The following is a 15,851-nucleotide window of genomic DNA, read 5'->3' as shown; positions in this document are numbered from 1 at the left end:
CGGATCAAAAATTTATGGTAAAAGAAAATCCCTGAGACATAAATCTCAGGGAGTGAAAATCTTTTATTAAAGGAATCTCAAAATCTGTTTTCCATTGAACTGGTTAAGTTTCTCTGCCAAACATCATTTTCTGATTCTGTTTAACTTTTATTTTCGCTTGTTCTTCTTTCATCCAGACTATACTGTCGGCTTTGGAATCTTCTGCTGATCAGAATCACCAAATCAACGCTTTCACGCTCGCGGGCTTTACCGCCGGTCGGGACTCTCTGACTCGAAGTTCATTCTGTTCAGATCACCCTGCCCTGAAGATTTCTTTGCTTTTTCTGCACATATGATAGCACAGACTTTTTGTAAATGCAATCTTTTTTTACGAGCATCCCGCTTCGAATTGCAATCCCAGACGTTACTCCTACAGCCAACTCATCCCAGGCACCCTCACGGCACACAAGAGATCCTACTTAGGGCTGCTCCATTCCTGACCTGACCCGGTTCGTAAGTTCCTGTTGCGTGAGACCCAAAAATCTACGCCGCTTATAAGAGGCAGCTCTACAATTAACAACCCTCTGCGGGATATCACCCCAACTCTAGCGGATTGATGGTACAAGGTACCGCTACCACCCCGGCTGCTCGAGTTTTAAGTATATCATTGAATCTCGGTAACTGTCAATAAATTTTCGCTCATTTCTCTCCAACCTGCTCCGGTGCATGTTTCTTCCGCTTTTTCTTTTCCCGCAACTCTTTAAAAAAATCACTCAGCATCACGGAACATTCTTCCTGGCAGACGCCCTGCACGATCTTCACCTGATGGTTAAATCCTGCGATCTGAAGCAGATTCAATACCGATCCGGCACAGCCGGCTTTCGGGTTCATGCTCCCGATCACCACGCGGTCGATCCGTGACTGCACCAGGGCACCGGCGCACATCTGACAAGGTTCCAGCGTCACATACATCGTGCAGCCTTCCAGCCGCCAGTCACCCAGTTTTTTGCTTGCCTTGCGAATTGCATTCAGCTCCGCATGGGACAGTGTATTTTTATCCGTATTCCGGCGGTTATATCCACGGGCAATCACCTTGCCATCCTCGTCCCGCACAATGATACAGCCGATGGGGACTTCATCGATGGCATATGCTTTTTTTGCCTGTTTTATCGCTTGTTTCATATATTTTTCATCTGTCGTCATTACTGTTATATCCTTTACCAGTTGATATTTTGTAAAGCGGACATATTCTCTTCAGAACCACTGCACGCTACCCTTTGTTTCAGTCAGCGCCAAACCATAGTCTGCCGGAAAATGCCACATGGGGCAATTCATAAAACGTACATTTTGCCGGACAGATGGGCTTGTACAACGGATCTGCCACAATGATTTTTGCATCTCTCAGAGCTTCCTCCATCGCTTCCTCTCCGAGTACAATAGCATCTTTCTCTCCGACCAGATTTTCACATTCTTTCAATGGGCAAAACACGCGTACAGAATGTCCGTATTTTTTCTCAATACCTGCTGCCAGAGATCCCATAGTTACAGGTTCCCCGATCAGGGTAATTTCCGCTTCTTTCTGCATGCGATTCTGCAGATATACCATTTTCCGATCAGATTTTCCGGATTCCAGCTTCGTATTCTCTGTGCTGCCGCATTTTTGTATTACCTGTGTCCCGGATGCTGTGCCCGTGAATTTCACATCTGATAATTGCTCCGTTTGTTGTTCTGCCGCCTCTTCCAGTGCTTCTGAAATAGTCTCTGCCAGCCATTCATTCGGTGTTCCAATCACATACGGCGTTCCGAATTTTTCCTGAAGCACCTTTGCTGCCCGCAGCCCCACTGCCGATACCACCAGATTGACATCCGCCGTTCCTGCCTGCTGCAGCGTTTCCAACGTATCTCCCATCGCCCAGGCAGAAAGAACATTCCAACCATAGTTATACAGATTTTCTTTCATAATTTCCACGTTTTTCTGCGGGCCAAAGTCTAACGGCGTCACACCCAGCAGATTTACACTGCGGCCAGATCGCTTTTCCTTTTTCTTTGGATTCACGTTCACCACCGAATCCGGAAACCTGCTATCATCTGTCGTTTCTGTTTCAGCACTTTTATTTGCAGATGTTTGCTTCTGCGTATCATTCTCTATCTCTGTTTTTCCGGCAAACCGTTCCGCAATTTTCTCCAATGCGATGCCCGCACCATACACATAATCATGCATGCCATTGGTAGGCACGGAAAATGTCGGGATTCCGGTTTCTGCCTCAATGACCCGGGCGATCGCTGGAAAATCTGTTCCATTCATAAAAGGAATCGGAGAACCCGCCAGAGCAATAAATTTCGGCCGCAGTTCCCGGGCTGCATGTTCAATATCATCAATAAATTTGCGGTCATTTCCCATGATTGCATCAATCTCTGTCAGACCGGAAATAAAGATCAGACTGTCCTGATCGTACCAGCGGATCTCGTCGTGAGTATTGTAAGTAGAATTGCAACCGGAAGGATCATGCATGACGGTCATTCCGCCCAGCTCGTACAATGCAGAGCAGACTCCGGACACATCTGCCGTATAAATCGGTATGATTCGATAGGATTGTCTCATAGGCAGCACTCACACCCCCATCCCTTTTGTATCACAAGTTTTTCAGTATCTTTTTCTTCCCGGTATGCATCCATCATCAGTTCCGCAGTTCTGCGGATTCCGTCAAATCCGTACAGGCCTTCCCCCTGCACCAGATTAACAAAATGGCGGCTGCGGCAAAAATAGGCTGCCTTTTGTCCGATGGCAAGCACTTCCTCTTCACCACCCCTTGGCAACACCCGCATTTTCACCTGGATCGTTGCGATCAGTTCCAGTTCCGGTGCATGCTCCCGCAGCCAGTCAAATGTTTCCTTTTCCTCCGGGCTGATACCGTCAAGATACACTGCTTTTACTTTAAATCCATGCATCAAAAGTATTTTTGCCAGCCCTAATGGTCTCGGATGATACAGATAGTCCAATGTGACCGGCATATCTCCAATCAGTTTCTTTGCCTTTGCCAAAGCTGCTTCGCAGGCAGACCGTTCCGCATCCAGTGTTTCTCTGCTTAATTCCGGAAGTCCTAGAGCAGTTGTCAGCTGCCGCATCTGCTGCTCAATCTCATCATAATCAAAACTGCCCGGCAGATACAGATGCTCCCGGCCTAACCGCCGCGCCTGCGTCTCCATCCCGTATTTTCCGGCCGGATAAATATCGAGAAACAGCCGTCCCCGACTCATAGCCAACAGATCCTGCCAGTTCTCACAGGTGGGAAGCTCCCGCACCGTATAGTGATATCGTTTCAATAACCGTTTGATATCGCTGCTCTCATCTAATGCAAAGTCACTGCCGAATATCGACACCGTTTTCGCATCCGGCTCACACTCCGACAACGGATCATACATGGCTTTCCGCAACTTCTGATCCGGCGTCAGACCATGTTTTTGCATAATCGGATCCATATAGCAGCGTATAAAACAGATATCCGGGAAACGATGTTCCAGCTCTTCATAAATATAATTCAGATTACTTCCCACAAAATGATGCAGACACACGGTAAACAGCAATACCGCTTTCGGATGGTCGCTGCGCTTATTCAGTATATCTGTCACACCTTCAATGGTGATGTCCTCCAAATTGCCATTTAAAACATGCTGTTCCTCCACAATGACAAAAGAAAAACGATCTGCCGCATTCATCTCCGCTGCTGTCAGTACAACGCCGCGCATACAATTATCCGCACAGACATAGATCTGAATTGCCTCCGGAACCAACATTCCCGTATGCACGATATTCCAGTTGCCATGCACCGGAGAATTATATTCCAGCTCGGATGCAAAAGGTGCCGGAAAAGATGCATTTTTTATTTTTACCACTGCATCTTGTGGATCTACTGTTTCACCTACACGCTGCAACATCTAGTTTTCCTCCTGCACAACCGTATCGACTGTGTTTTCGCTCTGATTTTTCTGTGACACCGCTTCGTTTTTTTCATACCCACTCTGTACTTCTGCAGTATCTTTCTTCTTCGTCATATCAGACTTTGCATTTTCCGGCAAAATGCCACCACATGTCGTATACATCTGTTTCGCAAGGGCACGGTATTCCCCTGCCATAGCACTGTCCGGATAACATTCCATCAATGTCATACCCTGTTCTTCTGCCAGCGCCACCTGTTCACTGTGGGATAATGTACCAATGACAGCGGTATGAAAATCATCTGCCAGTTCCGCAACTTTTTCCGCTTCCCGCGGAACATCCCTGCGGTTTAAAATGATGCCGCCAAGTTCCGCATAACCACGGTTTTTAAAATTTTCCACTGCCATGGCAATGTTTGCCGCTGCATGGATCGCCATGTTTTCTCCGGAAGTGATGATAAATACTTTGTCCGCATAGCCGTTTCGCATCGGCATGGAAAATCCACCGCAGACTACGTCTCCAAGAACATCATACAGAATCACATCCGGCTTATATACTTCATATGCGCCGGTTTCCTTCAGTTTTTCCAGTGCTGTGATAATACCACGGCCGGCACAGCCAAGCCCCGGTGTCGGTCCGCCGGCCTCCACACAGATGACATGGTGGTAACCGATACGGATCATATCATCCAGCCGCAGCGCCTGTTTTTTTTCATTATATAAACTCAGCACGGTAGGAACCGCCTCTCCGTGACGCAGCTGTATGGTGGAATCTGCTTTCGGATCACAGCCGATCTGCATCACCGTCAGACCCATCTCTGCCAGAGCCACTGCCACATTGGAAACCGTGGTGGATTTTCCGATTCCACCTTTTCCGTAAACTGCTATCTTGATCACTATTTTGTTCCTCCCTCTGCCGGAGTAATAACATTCGAGTATGCCGTTTTTGCAGATACGCCTTTTAAACGCCCAATTTTTCCGGAAAGTGCACTGATGACATCCTGCGGTGCATCAATGGCAATACTGATAATGCTGATTCCCTTCGGTCGATACGGGATGCCCATCCTGCCGACAATGTACTGTCGTGCCTCGTGAAGCAGGGTATTCAGTTCTTCGATAGCGTCTTCCTGTTCCACAATAATTGAAATAACCGCCACTCTGGTATCCATGTCCGGTCTCCTCCTTTTCTAGCAAATACGCGGGAGCAGTTCACCACCTGGCTGCGGGAGCAATGCCTGCGTACCGATCTCTGTTTCCATTACGACTCTGCCCGGTTCTTCTGCAATGACTTCACCAATGATGGCTGCATCTGCGGAATACGGACATTTATGCAGTGTTTCCACGATAGCATCTGCCTCTTCCTTCGGTGCCATAATGACCAGTCGGCCCTCACAGGCAAGGTACAGCGGCTCCAGTCCCAGCATACCGCAGACGCCTTTTACTTCCGGCTGCACCGGAACGGCTGCTGCATTCAGACGGATACCTACATTACTCTGTCCGGCGATCTCATATAAAACCGTTCCGACACCGCCTCTTGTGGCGTCACGGATCACATGCAGATTGTATGTCGTGTCCATGACTGCTTTTACGGTTCCCCATAATGGTGCACAGTCACTGGTTACATTTGCATCAATACCGAAATCTTCTCTTTCCAGAAGGATCGTGCAGCCGTGGCGGCCGATATCACCGGTCACGATAATGGCATCTCCCGGTTTTGCCAGTTCACCGCCGACAGTGACCCCTTCCTGAATCTCACCCATTCCGGTGGTGGTGATAAATACTCCGTCTACCTGACCTTTTCCGGCTACTTTTGTATCACCGGACACGATATGTACACCGGCTTCTTTTGCCGTTTTTTCCATTGCAGCGGCAATTTCTTCCAGTTTTTCCATCGGAAATCCTTCTTCGATGACAAAGGCGCAGGTCAGGTACAATGGTTTTGCTCCCATGCATGCAAGGTCATTGACCGTACCGCAGATAGACAGTTTTCCGATATTTCCACCCGGGAAAAATGCTGGCGATACGATAAATCCATCGGTAGATACAGCCATTCTTCCTGCCGGCGGAACCAGCACTGCCGCATCATCTGCTGTCAGATCGGAATTTGCAAAATGTGCCTTAAACACCTGATCAATTAATTCGGATGTCTGTTTTCCTCCGGCACCATGTGCCATTGTGACTGTTTTATTTTCCATTATGTTTTCCTTCTTTCTGTTTCATTTAAATTTATGGTAACGATTCATGAATACTGATAGTATGCGGAGCAGGCTCCCTCCCCGGATACCATGCATGCCCCAATTGGATGCTGCGGTGTACAGCCTTTGCCGAACACTTTGCAGTCGGACGGTTTGCATTTTCCCTGAAGCACATCTCCGCAGCGACAGGCCGGATTTGGTCTGCCTTCCATCTTTGGCATCTGATATTTGATGCGGGCATCAAACTCCTGCCACTCCGGTCTCAATTTCATGCCGGATGCCGGAATCACGCCCAGACCGCGCCATTCAGAATCGCAGGCTTCCATCATTTCATCCACCAGCACCTGTGCTTCTCTGCTTCCGTCCTGTGTCACCACACGTGGATAACAGTTTACAAAAAATGGTTTGCCCTCCTGAAACTTCACCAGGGAAACTGCCAGCGCTGTCATCAGTTCTTTTGCGGTAAATCCTGCCACAACACCGCTGACACCTTCCTCGGTCAGTGCCTCGCACAAACGTGTTCCGGTGATGGCGTTGACATGGCCCGGATACAAAAACACATCCGCACTGCCCTTTAATGCCTCATAAGCCTGCGGCATGGTTTTGTTCGCAACCAGCAGGGAATAATTATCCAGGCCGTCCTCTTTTGCCGATTTTACGGACAGACAACCGGCCGGTGTCGTTGTCTCAAATCCCACCGACAGAAAGGTTACCTGCTCCTTTGGATGTTCTTTCGCATATTTTTCAGCATCTGCCGGAGAATAAACAATGTGGATCTTTCCTCCCTGTTCTCTGGCTCCCGCAAGGCTCATCTTTGTACCCGGCACGCGCACCAGATCACCAAACGTACAGATCGTCACTCCTTTTTCCAATGCCAGATAAATCGCTTCATCGATAAAGCTGACCGGCGTCACGCAGACCGGACATCCCGGACCGGAGATCAACTCCACCTGTTCCGGCAGCAATTTGCGGATTCCCAGACGAAAAATCTCATGGGTATGCGTACCGCACACTTCCATGATCCGCACCTTCGGACCGTTATAGTTCTCAATGATTTCCCGGGCCGTTTTCTTTTTATTATCGCCGTTTGTCTCTCCCATTACAAAAATTCCTCCATAAGCTGATCTGTCTCGCTGTCATCTTCATCGGTAATCTTTGCAATTGCCACACCGGCATGAACCATGACGTAATCTCCCGGCTCCAGATCTTCCAGAAGCTGGGAAGAAACTTCTCTTTTTGCTCCGCCTGCATCAATGACAGCTGTGCCGTTACTGATTTTTACTACCTTTGCTGATAAACCTACACACATTTCTTTTCCCTCCTGAAAATGCAGTTATTTGTTATTGCGTGCAGAACACACGTTTGTTATAATATCTTTGGGTGCTACCTTAAACGGTAGGCGGTTAGTCCTTCAACAGAGGGACTGAACTCTCTGATTACATAGAAATCCTGTTATCAGGAAATTTAATGAAAGAGGGTTTTCTTTATGAGTGATTTCGAACTGCTTTCCCTTATTATGATGATATTAAATATTATCGTAATGATATTGATTGCATATATAAATCAAACAAAAAAGTAACCGCCCACAGTCTGCAAAACTAAGCGATTACTTTTTGTAATAGTATATTTTGTGACTAACCGTCTATCGGTAGCACCTTTTTCTTTCAAATTTATACTATCATTTCGCTTAATTTATGTCAAATGTTAAATCTCTTTTTTCACATTCTGTAAATAATACAATCCATAAGCCGCCTGTCCAATGGCAATTCCACCGTCGTTTGGCGGAATCATATGATGCCGCAGCACTTCAAAACCTTCCTGCTCCAGACCTTCTTCTGTCAGACGCAGAAGTAATCGGTTCTGAAATACACCGCCACTCAAAGCCACTTTCGCTCTGCCTGAATGCTCACGTGCCGCCTTGCAGGCTGCCACGATCTGTTCCGCCAGCGTCCGGTGAAACAGATAAGCCAATGCTCCGCTGTCAGTGCCTTGCAGTTTTGCTGTCACAATCTGCTGAACCAGTGCCTCTGTATTCAAAATACACGATACATCCGATACAGATAAATTCTCCGTTGTCTGCTTCCGGTAAAGCATACATTCGAAATCCGCTTCCGCTGCCTGCTCATGAATGCAGTCGCTTTGCAACCTGCGTTCAAATGTTTCTGCCGCAAACTGCAGTGCTGTGGATGCCTCACCTTCAAAACTCGACTGCCGCCGGATTCCGAGAATCGCACTGACTGCATCGAAAAGCCGGCCTGCACTGGTAGACATCACTGCATTGATCTTACGGTCTGCCATTGTAAACTGCACCTTGCTTTCCTTTTCACTGCATAGTCCCAGTTTCTCAATGATCTCCCACGCTTTTTCCCGGTCTTTGGTATATCCGTAGATCATGGATACGGCAATACGCCATCCCTCTTTTGCAGAGGCGTCTCCGCCGATCTGTAAAAATGGGGTAATGCTGCCAAATCTTGTAAAATCCTGATAATCCGCCAGCAGAATCTCTCCGCCCCAGATCGTACCGTCCGTACCGTATCCGGTTCCGTCAAAGGAAACACCAATCACCGGTTCCTGACAGTCATTTTCTGTCATACAGGATAAAACATGTGCATAATGATGCTGCACCTGAAGCATCGGATAACCCAGGCTTTCCGCGACAACCGTGGAATTATATTTCGGATGCAGATCACAGACCACCACCTGCGGTTCCACTTCCAGTAACGTCCGGAACCGATGAATTGTCTCCTGCAAAGCTTTTACTGTCCGAAGATCTTCCAGATCCCCCACATATGGAGACGGATAAAACCGGCTGTCCACGCCGATGCAGAATGTATTTTTCAATTCACCGCCCACAGCAAGCACCTGCCCTTTCCAGTCCGCAGATGTCATAAAAGGCAGTGGTGCATAACCTCTGGAACGCCGGATCATATACGGCTCATTTTTATAAAAATCCATGACCGTGTCGTCTGCACGGATCCGGATTTTCCGATCATGTGATAAAATAGCATCACATAAATGAGACAATTCGGCAACCGCTTCCTCATCATCACGGCAGATTGGTGCTCCTGATGTATTTCCGCTTGTCATTACCAGCAGATCCGGCATTTCGATCCCATCATCATACTGAAAAATCAGCAGCTGCACCGGTGCATACGGAAGCATCACACCGACTTTTGGATTTCCAGGTGCCACAGAAGGTGCCAGCCGTGTTTCAGATATATTTTCCGACTGTGGTTGGCTTTCTTTTCTATGTTCCTTTGATCGTCTGTCCAATAGTAAAATTGGTTTCTGATGCCCGGTCAGGATCACTTCCTGCTCCGGTGTCACGATGCATTCCCGTTTTACCACCGTTTCATCCTTTGCCATGATTGCAAAAGGTTTCGCCGGACGGCATTTTAATGTGCGCAGACGGCTGACTGCTTCTTCGTTTGTCGCATCACAGCACAAATGAAAACCGCCGATTCCTTTGATCGCCACAATTCCGCCGTCGTGGATCACCTGCCGTGTATAAGTGATGGCATCCCTGCCCCGTTCGCTTCTGCCGATCAGATACACTTCCGGTCCGCAATCGTTGCAGCACACCGGCTGTGCATCATACCGCCGCGTCTCCGGATCATAATATTCTTTCGCACAATCCGGACACATAGGAAATTCTTTCATGCTGGTGCGCTCCCGGTCATAGGGCAGCGCATCCAGTATGGTCAGCCGGGGACCGCAGCAGGTACAGTTGATAAACGGATGCAGATACCGCCGGTTCTTCGGATCATACAGTTCCTCTTTACACTCATCACAGATCGCAATATCCGGCGAAACAAAGATCTCCCCCTTTGTTTTTTCGCTTTCTATAATGTCAAAATCCGAAAACTGCGGTACCTCCTCTGCCGGAACCTCTTCCGTATTTATTTTTAAAATCGCCGCACGTTTCGGTGGATGTTCCTCCAGATCTTTCAAGAAACCATCCACCTGCTCTACTGCTCCCTGTGCATAAATCTCCACATACGGCCCTTTATTACAGACATTTCCACGAATCCCGTTTGCTGTGGCATGGCGGCTCACCGTCGGGCGGAAACCAACGCCCTGAACGATACCATACACCCGGATCCGCTTCGTAATCTCGCTCATATCTCTCTTCTTCTCCTAATTTGCTTTTCTCACATATCCCTGATACACAGCATTTTGTTACGCCAGACGCCCTGACACTGCAAAATGCACCGTATCTACAAAGATTCCCGCAAACTTCGGTGTCATCCGCTCCATGCAGTGATCCGCATAGATCACGTCAAAACCGCCCTTTTCCACCAGTTCGACATAATCATCCTCATCCCGTAAATGCAGATCGCCCTCCTGTCTCAGCTCCGGTTTCATCATAAACCAGCTTGCCACCGTCACTTGTGCATCCGGCGCCTGTTTCAAAATTTCTTCCCGGATGGCGGTTCCCATCACCTGCTGCTGTACAACCAGCACTTTTTTACCGTTGTAATCCAGATCAGAAACCAGTTCGTCCACCAGCGGATAACCGATCTCATACGGAGTTCCGTAAGTCCGCTCCAGATATTTCGCCGCTTCCAGTGCCGCCGGTGCCACCACGATGTGTTTTTCCACATTGGAAACAGATTTCACATCGTCCAATCCATTTCCCATACCATAGCAAATAGCAGTTTTCCCTTCTGCTGCAAAATGCTCCCGGATACGGTCAGCCGCGCGCAGATCACTGATATCCTGCGGTGTCATGCCCAAAATTCCGATATTTCCCGGAATCACATCTTCTTTTTCACCGGCAAACACCCGGAACAGCTCCTGCCATGCTTTTTCTTCGCCTTTGTCATATAATTCCATGCCATCGGTGTCCACCGTCAGAATCGGCAGATCCACTTTTTTCTCCGTCATACGCTTTAAGGCATGATAATCCGTCCCGATAACGGCCGGAACCGGTGTTCCGATGATCGCTGCAAACTTTGCATCCAGTTTTGTCACTGCATCTGCAAGTTTTGCCACCAGACGGTCATCCCGTCCAAGGATCGCATCCATATCGCGAAGACCCGCACTGAACAGTGCACTTTTACTCTCAAACCAGCGCGGCTCATCAAATCCACAGATGTTTCCGGTACAGCCACCGGCATCACAGATGACGATGATCCCGCCAAATTCATATAATACAGATACTGCGCCGGACTGATCCGGTGCAAATGGTGTCAGATATTTTCTCAGTCCTCTCATTGCCCTATACCTCCGCCAGTGCCTCAAACAGTCTGCGCACGCCGGCGTAGCCGTACGGCTGCCGTTCCCCGTTCCAGAGCACGTTTGGACAGTTTTTATGATAATAACCGGCATCTTTTCCGATGGTCAGAGTTACCCCGGAATCTGTTCCGTCGTAATACAGCATCGTCGGTTCCAGATTGGAAAACACTTTCGTCTCCGGACTCAATGCTGCCAGTTGTTTCACATAGATAAAATTTTCACCGGATAACGTACCATATATCTCCGGCACCCGGAAACCGTAACGCACCAATGCGAGTGCCAGTTCAAACGGATCTCCGTTCATCCACTCACCCACGGCAAAGGATGCCTCCGGATGTTTTTCCTTAAATTTTACGACCGCATTTTCCGCTGCTCTCCGTGGTTTTTCGTCATCAAACGTTACTCCCAGAGCTGCACCAAAAGCACGATACTGACTGGCAATCTTATCAATCTGATACAGTCTGCGCAGTTCGATGTACGGGATTTTCAGTCTGTCGTGAAAGTCCTCTGCCGCAAACCTTGCCTCCGGATGAAGCACCAGATTAAAATTTGCCTCAGACATGGTCTGATATTCCGCATAATCCTTACATCTTGATATTTCATGGATCGTTTTCACACCGGCATCATGAAGCAGATCATATAATTCACAGTCATCCACCAATGGGGAAAAATATCCTAATAAATTCACCACATTTCCTTTTTTCTTCTTTGGCTCCAGCAAAGAATAAATCGACTGTCGCACATGCACCATCGGCGGCTTGCGTCCCTCTCTCGTTAATGCATACATATAACATGGTTTTACCGGAAGTCCTGCAACTTCCTCCGCCTTACGGCAGACACGCTCCATATCCGTTCCCAGCAGTGCATCCACACAGGTGATACAGATCATCACAACGGATGGTTTTTTCTCCAGTCCCTCACAGATCTCCGCTACCGCCTTTGGGATTTTTTTCAAATGACGGCCGGTTACGATATCCGTCTCATCCATCAGCAGATAATAAAAACGGTCATGGTACGCTCGCATAGAACTCAGAACCGATGTATTTCGGCCGCAGCATCCCGGAGCCACGATCAGCATAATAGAACCCGGAACCGCCAGACCTGCACGTTTAACGCCAAATCCTTCCGCTCCCGGGGAGTTGAATGCCAGCGTTGCCGGGGAACTGTAGATCAGATGCGTATGAGAAATGAGCTGCTGCGGAATATTCTCTTTTCCAAGGCTGTTCAGTTCTTCTATCGTACAAAAATATGCTTCCTGTCTCATATATTTTCCTCTTCTTTCCATAAGTCAGAATACTTGCTGCCTTATGCATTTTCCTCTTCTTTTAGTAATAATTCCGCCAGATCAAAGAAACATTTGCTGATTTCAGAATCCGGATTTCCTTCGATCACTGTTTTTCCCTGATCTTCCCAGCGGATAATTTCATCGCTTCGCGGCACTTCGCCCACAATCGGCACACCGATTTTTTCAGAAAATGCCTGCACTTTTTCCATCTCATTCTCCACATTCCGATGATTCAGTACGATGCCAAACACCCGGGCATAACTGCGGTCTTCAAAATTGCGCACCGCACTGGAAATATTGTTTGCCGCATACAGCGCCATCTTTTCTCCGGACGTAACGATCAGAACTTTCTCTGCATACCCCTCTCGGATCGGTGCTGCAAAACCGCCACAGACCACGTCACCCAGCACATCATACAACACCACATCCGGCTTGTAATGCGCAAACAGATCCATGTCTTCCAGAAGCTGGAATGTCGCAATGATACCGCGGCCTGCACAGCCAAGTCCCGGTGTCGGTCCACCGGTCTCGATACAGAGGATCCCGCCGTAGCCTTCCTTTGAAATCTGCGCCAGCTCATCCGGCTCCTCGTCCTCTTCCCTCATAAAATTCATCACCGGACGAAGCGGTTCTCCTCCCAGTAAATTAATGGTGGAATCCGCTTTCGGATCACAGCCGATCTGAATGACACGTTTTCCCATATTTGCAAAAGCGGCTGCCAGATTAGAAGTCACTGTAGACTTTCCGATGCCGCCCTTTCCGTAAATCGCTACCTTTAACATAATCTCCTCCTGAACCTAAAAAAACCATTTTTCCGGCAATCCGTCGGAAAAATGGTTCTGTAAATCCAATCCTATCAGGTCTTACTTCTATCTGATCAGAACGACTAACCTGAATAAAAAATATATGTTTCTGCAAAAACAAATATCACCTTATAACAGGTATCATCAACCTGCCATTCAGCAAAAACGTTATATTTTATAATTTTACCTGTATTAACCAACTATTCCCGCTCGGATCTTCCTTGCCGTCAGAGTTTTCTTCATTATACTTATTATACTTTAACTACAATGTTAACATGTTATTTCGCATTCAGATAGATAAAATCACTCCGTCTGCATTTTTCAACTCAGTAGACATATTGTACTTGTTTTAATGCAAGTTAGTCAATTGCAACTCTACCGGATATTCCTGAAAATAAACCGGCGATGTGATACAGTCTGATTCCACAACCGTAAACTTCGCATGTTTCGCAAAATACTCCGGATACAATTCTGCCGCCCTCATAATACTTTTCGGCGGACAACGCAGACAATCATAAGTTCCTGCGGGTATGCACTTATATTCCGGCAGTTCCTCGCAGTTTTCATACACTTCCACATATACAAAATAAGTAAACGTCCCATCTTCCACATCCAGCATCATTCCGGACGGATAATTTGCTGACAACTGATGCTTCTGTGCCAGTTCAAACAGTTCACTCAGCTTTTTGTGAAATTCCACAGAAGACAGACCTTCTTTGATTTCTCTTCTTAAAATATTCCGTTCCGGTATCTCTCTCCTGTAAAATCCATCACAATCCCGGTATTTTTCCGTATCCTGAATGCCCCGTTCCGCCAGCTGCAGCCGTTTCAGGCAGCTCTGCAATTCGCCGATTTTTTCATAGGCTCGGATCTGGCCATCCCGCAATAAGCCCTTCAGGTCAAACTCGCCTGTCGGTTCCACATACTGATTCCAGTTTTTCAGTGGGATATCCAGAATCTGTAAAAATTTAATCATGTCAATGGCCAGCATCTGCTCATTTTTATAATAGCGATACCCCGTATCCGGATCACAATAGGCCGGTTTCAGAATTCCGATTTTCTCATAATAACGCAGGGCCTTTATGGAAATCTGTTTTACCTTCGCCACTTCCCCGATCGTCATATATCCATCCATGTATGCCTCCACATTTTTATATAATTTGATGTTGTGGTAAAAAGATACCATACGAATTGTTCCGTACTTCGTACTCCCACAATTCTACATCATAATTTTTGTATACATTTTCTTTTTCCTTGACTCTGCCCTTAGGGCAAGGTTTACAATTATTTTATCAAAAACAGACAGCTTCTGCAAGAAACTCCCATTTTCTATGAAGAATATGTCAAGTCTGCACTGAGCCGAATCACACACCCGGTCCCACATGTGTTCGACTTGAGCTGGTCTTCCGTTATAACTGGATTTTTGCAGAGTAAAAATATCATTTATGGAGGTATTTCTAATGGCAGTAATGAACAAAACACTGATCATCCACCACATTAACGACATCGACAACATTCCGGCAATGGAGCGCTGGTTCGTGCACCATCATTGTCCGGAAGTAATGGCTCAGGAGCCATGGCTGACACGTTACGTTATGTACCGTGTAATGCCGCCGGCAAAAGGCATGGAAACCATGGGATTCTTCAATTACCGTGTACATGAGAATCTCGGACTTGACGTAGAAGGCAGAAGAAGCCTGCGCGGACTTCTTGGTATGACACCAGAACCGGTAGAAAACGCTATGACAGTTGCGATTGCAAATATTCCGGCTGAGCCGACAGAGGATTTCTTTGGTCAGACAATGAATCACGCCGGAAAAACATTCATCCGTTTTGTATACATGATGTCCTATCCGAAGGGCGTTTCCCGCGAAGAAGGCGAAGACTGGTTCTTAAATCATTTTGCACCGGAGGCATGCAAATTGCCAGGACTGCTTCGTTTCTTTTCACACAAAGCATATGACAAACAGTATTCTCCGATTCCGCTTCCGGAAGGCGACGGTACTCCGGAATTCGTAGATGTCAGCGAGGACAATATCTTCTTCCATCGCTGGGATCGTGTCTGCGAACTCTGGTTTGAGAACAACTCTGCATGGACAAATGCATTTATCAACAATCCACCGGCATGGACGATTCCATCCTGGGCAACACGCGATACTTTCCCATTCGTAGAGCCGATGAAAGATTTCGTATGCACAAGCCTTCTGGAACGGCCGGATCAGAATATGCTGAAACACTATGATGGCTGCATTTTCTAATGTGCCTGACGGAACTGATTTTGGCATAATTTAATTTTTTATATTTAATACGAAAAGGAAGAATCCTGTCGGGTCGCTAGACGTTCACTACCATCGTTTCACGTCGGTTTTATCACGCTTGCTCCCGCGCCTGAAAAAGAGGGCGCTCCCACTCGCG

General features: G+C 47.4%; 13 protein-coding genes, 1 other RNA gene, 1 pseudogene and 1 riboswitch. Of the genes and pseudogenes, 1 reads left to right on the top strand and 14 read right to left on the bottom strand.

Features of this window, described 5'->3' with window-relative positions; all coding sequences use genetic code 11:
- Nucleotides 1-156: 156 nt before the first annotated feature.
- A riboswitch (FMN riboswitch) is annotated at nt 157-314 on the bottom strand.
- A 55-nt stretch (nt 315-369) separates the two neighbouring features.
- The 14 genes and pseudogenes from ffs to ACIRUQ_RS14345 form a co-directional block, all read right to left on the bottom strand.
- An RNA gene (gene ffs, locus ACIRUQ_RS14410) (signal recognition particle sRNA large type) lies at nt 370-631 on the bottom strand.
- A gap of 47 nt (nt 632-678) precedes the next feature.
- Entirely contained in the window at nt 679-1,182 is a 504-nt protein-coding gene (gene tadA / locus ACIRUQ_RS14405) for a tRNA adenosine(34) deaminase TadA (protein WP_021738044.1), read from the bottom strand.
- A gap of 79 nt (nt 1,183-1,261) precedes the next feature.
- Nucleotides 1,262-2,581: a nitrogenase component 1 gene (locus ACIRUQ_RS14400; protein WP_021738045.1), complete on the bottom strand. Its 1,320-nt coding sequence runs from the start codon at nt 2,579-2,581 to the stop codon at nt 1,262-1,264.
- The gene (locus ACIRUQ_RS14395; protein ID WP_021738046.1) at nt 2,578-3,915 is read right to left on the bottom strand and encodes a nitrogenase component 1; all 1,338 of its coding nucleotides are present in this window, start codon (nt 3,913-3,915) and stop codon (nt 2,578-2,580) included. The genes ACIRUQ_RS14400 and ACIRUQ_RS14395 overlap by 4 nt, the downstream gene beginning before the upstream one ends.
- 147 nt (nt 3,916-4,062) lie before the next feature.
- Nucleotides 4,063-4,812: pseudogene (locus tag ACIRUQ_RS14390) on the bottom strand (nitrogenase iron protein NifH); the annotation flags it as partial.
- Nucleotides 4,812-5,084, bottom strand: coding sequence for a TM1266 family iron-only hydrogenase system putative regulator (locus tag ACIRUQ_RS14385; RefSeq protein WP_021738048.1), 273 nt, complete (start codon nt 5,082-5,084; stop codon nt 4,812-4,814). The pseudogene ACIRUQ_RS14390 and the gene ACIRUQ_RS14385, both read right to left, overlap by 1 nt.
- Nucleotides 5,085-5,102: 18 nt before the next feature.
- Nucleotides 5,103-6,110 (bottom strand): hydrogenase expression/formation protein HypE, encoded by a 1,008-nt coding sequence (hypE, locus tag ACIRUQ_RS14380; protein WP_055289926.1) that lies wholly within the window; start codon nt 6,108-6,110, stop codon nt 5,103-5,105.
- 44 nt (nt 6,111-6,154) lie between these two features.
- Nucleotides 6,155-7,210 carry a hydrogenase formation protein HypD gene (gene hypD / locus ACIRUQ_RS14375; RefSeq protein ID WP_022036373.1) on the bottom strand — a complete coding sequence of 352 codons (1,056 nt, stop codon included), beginning with the start codon at nt 7,208-7,210 and terminating at the stop codon, nt 6,155-6,157.
- On the bottom strand, nt 7,210-7,419 hold the full coding sequence (locus ACIRUQ_RS14370) for a HypC/HybG/HupF family hydrogenase formation chaperone (RefSeq protein WP_021738051.1): 210 nt from the start codon (nt 7,417-7,419) through the stop codon (nt 7,210-7,212). The genes hypD and ACIRUQ_RS14370 overlap by 1 nt, the downstream gene beginning before the upstream one ends.
- A gap of 395 nt (nt 7,420-7,814) precedes the next feature.
- Nucleotides 7,815-10,232 (bottom strand): carbamoyltransferase HypF, encoded by a 2,418-nt coding sequence (gene hypF, locus ACIRUQ_RS14365; RefSeq protein WP_055289924.1) that lies wholly within the window; start codon nt 10,230-10,232, stop codon nt 7,815-7,817.
- A gap of 57 nt (nt 10,233-10,289) precedes the next feature.
- Nucleotides 10,290-11,327 carry a nitrogenase component 1 gene (locus ACIRUQ_RS14360; protein WP_055289922.1) on the bottom strand — a complete coding sequence of 346 codons (1,038 nt, stop codon included), beginning with the start codon at nt 11,325-11,327 and terminating at the stop codon, nt 10,290-10,292.
- A gap of 4 nt (nt 11,328-11,331) precedes the next feature.
- Complete coding sequence (locus ACIRUQ_RS14355; protein WP_341437596.1) at nt 11,332-12,633, bottom strand: nitrogenase component 1; 1,302 nt, start codon at nt 12,631-12,633, stop codon at nt 11,332-11,334.
- A 20-nt stretch (nt 12,634-12,653) separates the two neighbouring features.
- Nucleotides 12,654-13,415: a P-loop NTPase gene (locus ACIRUQ_RS14350; RefSeq protein ID WP_021738055.1), complete on the bottom strand. Its 762-nt coding sequence runs from the start codon at nt 13,413-13,415 to the stop codon at nt 12,654-12,656.
- Between the two features lie 370 nt (nt 13,416-13,785).
- Entirely contained in the window at nt 13,786-14,571 is a 786-nt protein-coding gene (locus tag ACIRUQ_RS14345; protein ID WP_172679881.1) for a MerR family DNA-binding transcriptional regulator, read from the bottom strand.
- A 325-nt stretch (nt 14,572-14,896) separates the two neighbouring features.
- Between ACIRUQ_RS14345 and ACIRUQ_RS14340 the strand changes: the two genes are divergently transcribed.
- Nucleotides 14,897-15,694 carry a hypothetical protein gene (locus tag ACIRUQ_RS14340; protein ID WP_055289918.1) on the top strand — a complete coding sequence of 266 codons (798 nt, stop codon included), beginning with the start codon at nt 14,897-14,899 and terminating at the stop codon, nt 15,692-15,694.
- Nucleotides 15,695-15,851: the final 157 nt, after the last annotated feature.

It is taken from the genome of Eubacterium ramulus (assembly GCF_045002895.1).
GTDB lineage: Bacteria > Bacillota > Clostridia > Lachnospirales > Lachnospiraceae > Eubacterium_I > Eubacterium_I ramulus.
Note: the sequence above shows the minus strand (reverse complement) of the source record. Positions and strands in the feature narration are given on the sequence as shown.

Bases quoted from the DNA above. Each gene is read 5' to 3' on its own strand.
- tadA (WP_021738044.1), bottom strand. From the start codon at position 1,182: ATGACGACAGATGAAAAATATATGAAACAAGCGATAAAACAGGCAAAA.
- ACIRUQ_RS14385 (WP_021738048.1), bottom strand. From the start codon at position 5,084: ATGGATACCAGAGTGGCGGTTATTTCAATTATTGTGGAACAGGAAGAC.
- hypD (WP_022036373.1), bottom strand. From the start codon at position 7,210: ATGGGAGAGACAAACGGCGATAATAAAAAGAAAACGGCCCGGGAAATC.
- ACIRUQ_RS14345 (WP_172679881.1), bottom strand. From the start codon at position 14,571: ATGGATGGATATATGACGATCGGGGAAGTGGCGAAGGTAAAACAGATT.
- ACIRUQ_RS14340 (WP_055289918.1), top strand. From the start codon at position 14,897: ATGGCAGTAATGAACAAAACACTGATCATCCACCACATTAACGACATC.
- ACIRUQ_RS14395 (WP_021738046.1), bottom strand. From the start codon at position 3,915: ATGTTGCAGCGTGTAGGTGAAACAGTAGATCCACAAGATGCAGTGGTA.
- ACIRUQ_RS14400 (WP_021738045.1), bottom strand. From the start codon at position 2,581: ATGAGACAATCCTATCGAATCATACCGATTTATACGGCAGATGTGTCC.
- ACIRUQ_RS14350 (WP_021738055.1), bottom strand. From the start codon at position 13,415: ATGTTAAAGGTAGCGATTTACGGAAAGGGCGGCATCGGAAAGTCTACA.
- hypF (WP_055289924.1), bottom strand. From the start codon at position 10,232: ATGAGCGAGATTACGAAGCGGATCCGGGTGTATGGTATCGTTCAGGGC.
- hypE (WP_055289926.1), bottom strand. From the start codon at position 6,110: ATGGAAAATAAAACAGTCACAATGGCACATGGTGCCGGAGGAAAACAG.
- ACIRUQ_RS14370 (WP_021738051.1), bottom strand. From the start codon at position 7,419: ATGTGTGTAGGTTTATCAGCAAAGGTAGTAAAAATCAGTAACGGCACA.
- ACIRUQ_RS14355 (WP_341437596.1), bottom strand. From the start codon at position 12,633: ATGGAAAGAAGAGGAAAATATATGAGACAGGAAGCATATTTTTGTACG.
- ACIRUQ_RS14360 (WP_055289922.1), bottom strand. From the start codon at position 11,327: ATGAGAGGACTGAGAAAATATCTGACACCATTTGCACCGGATCAGTCC.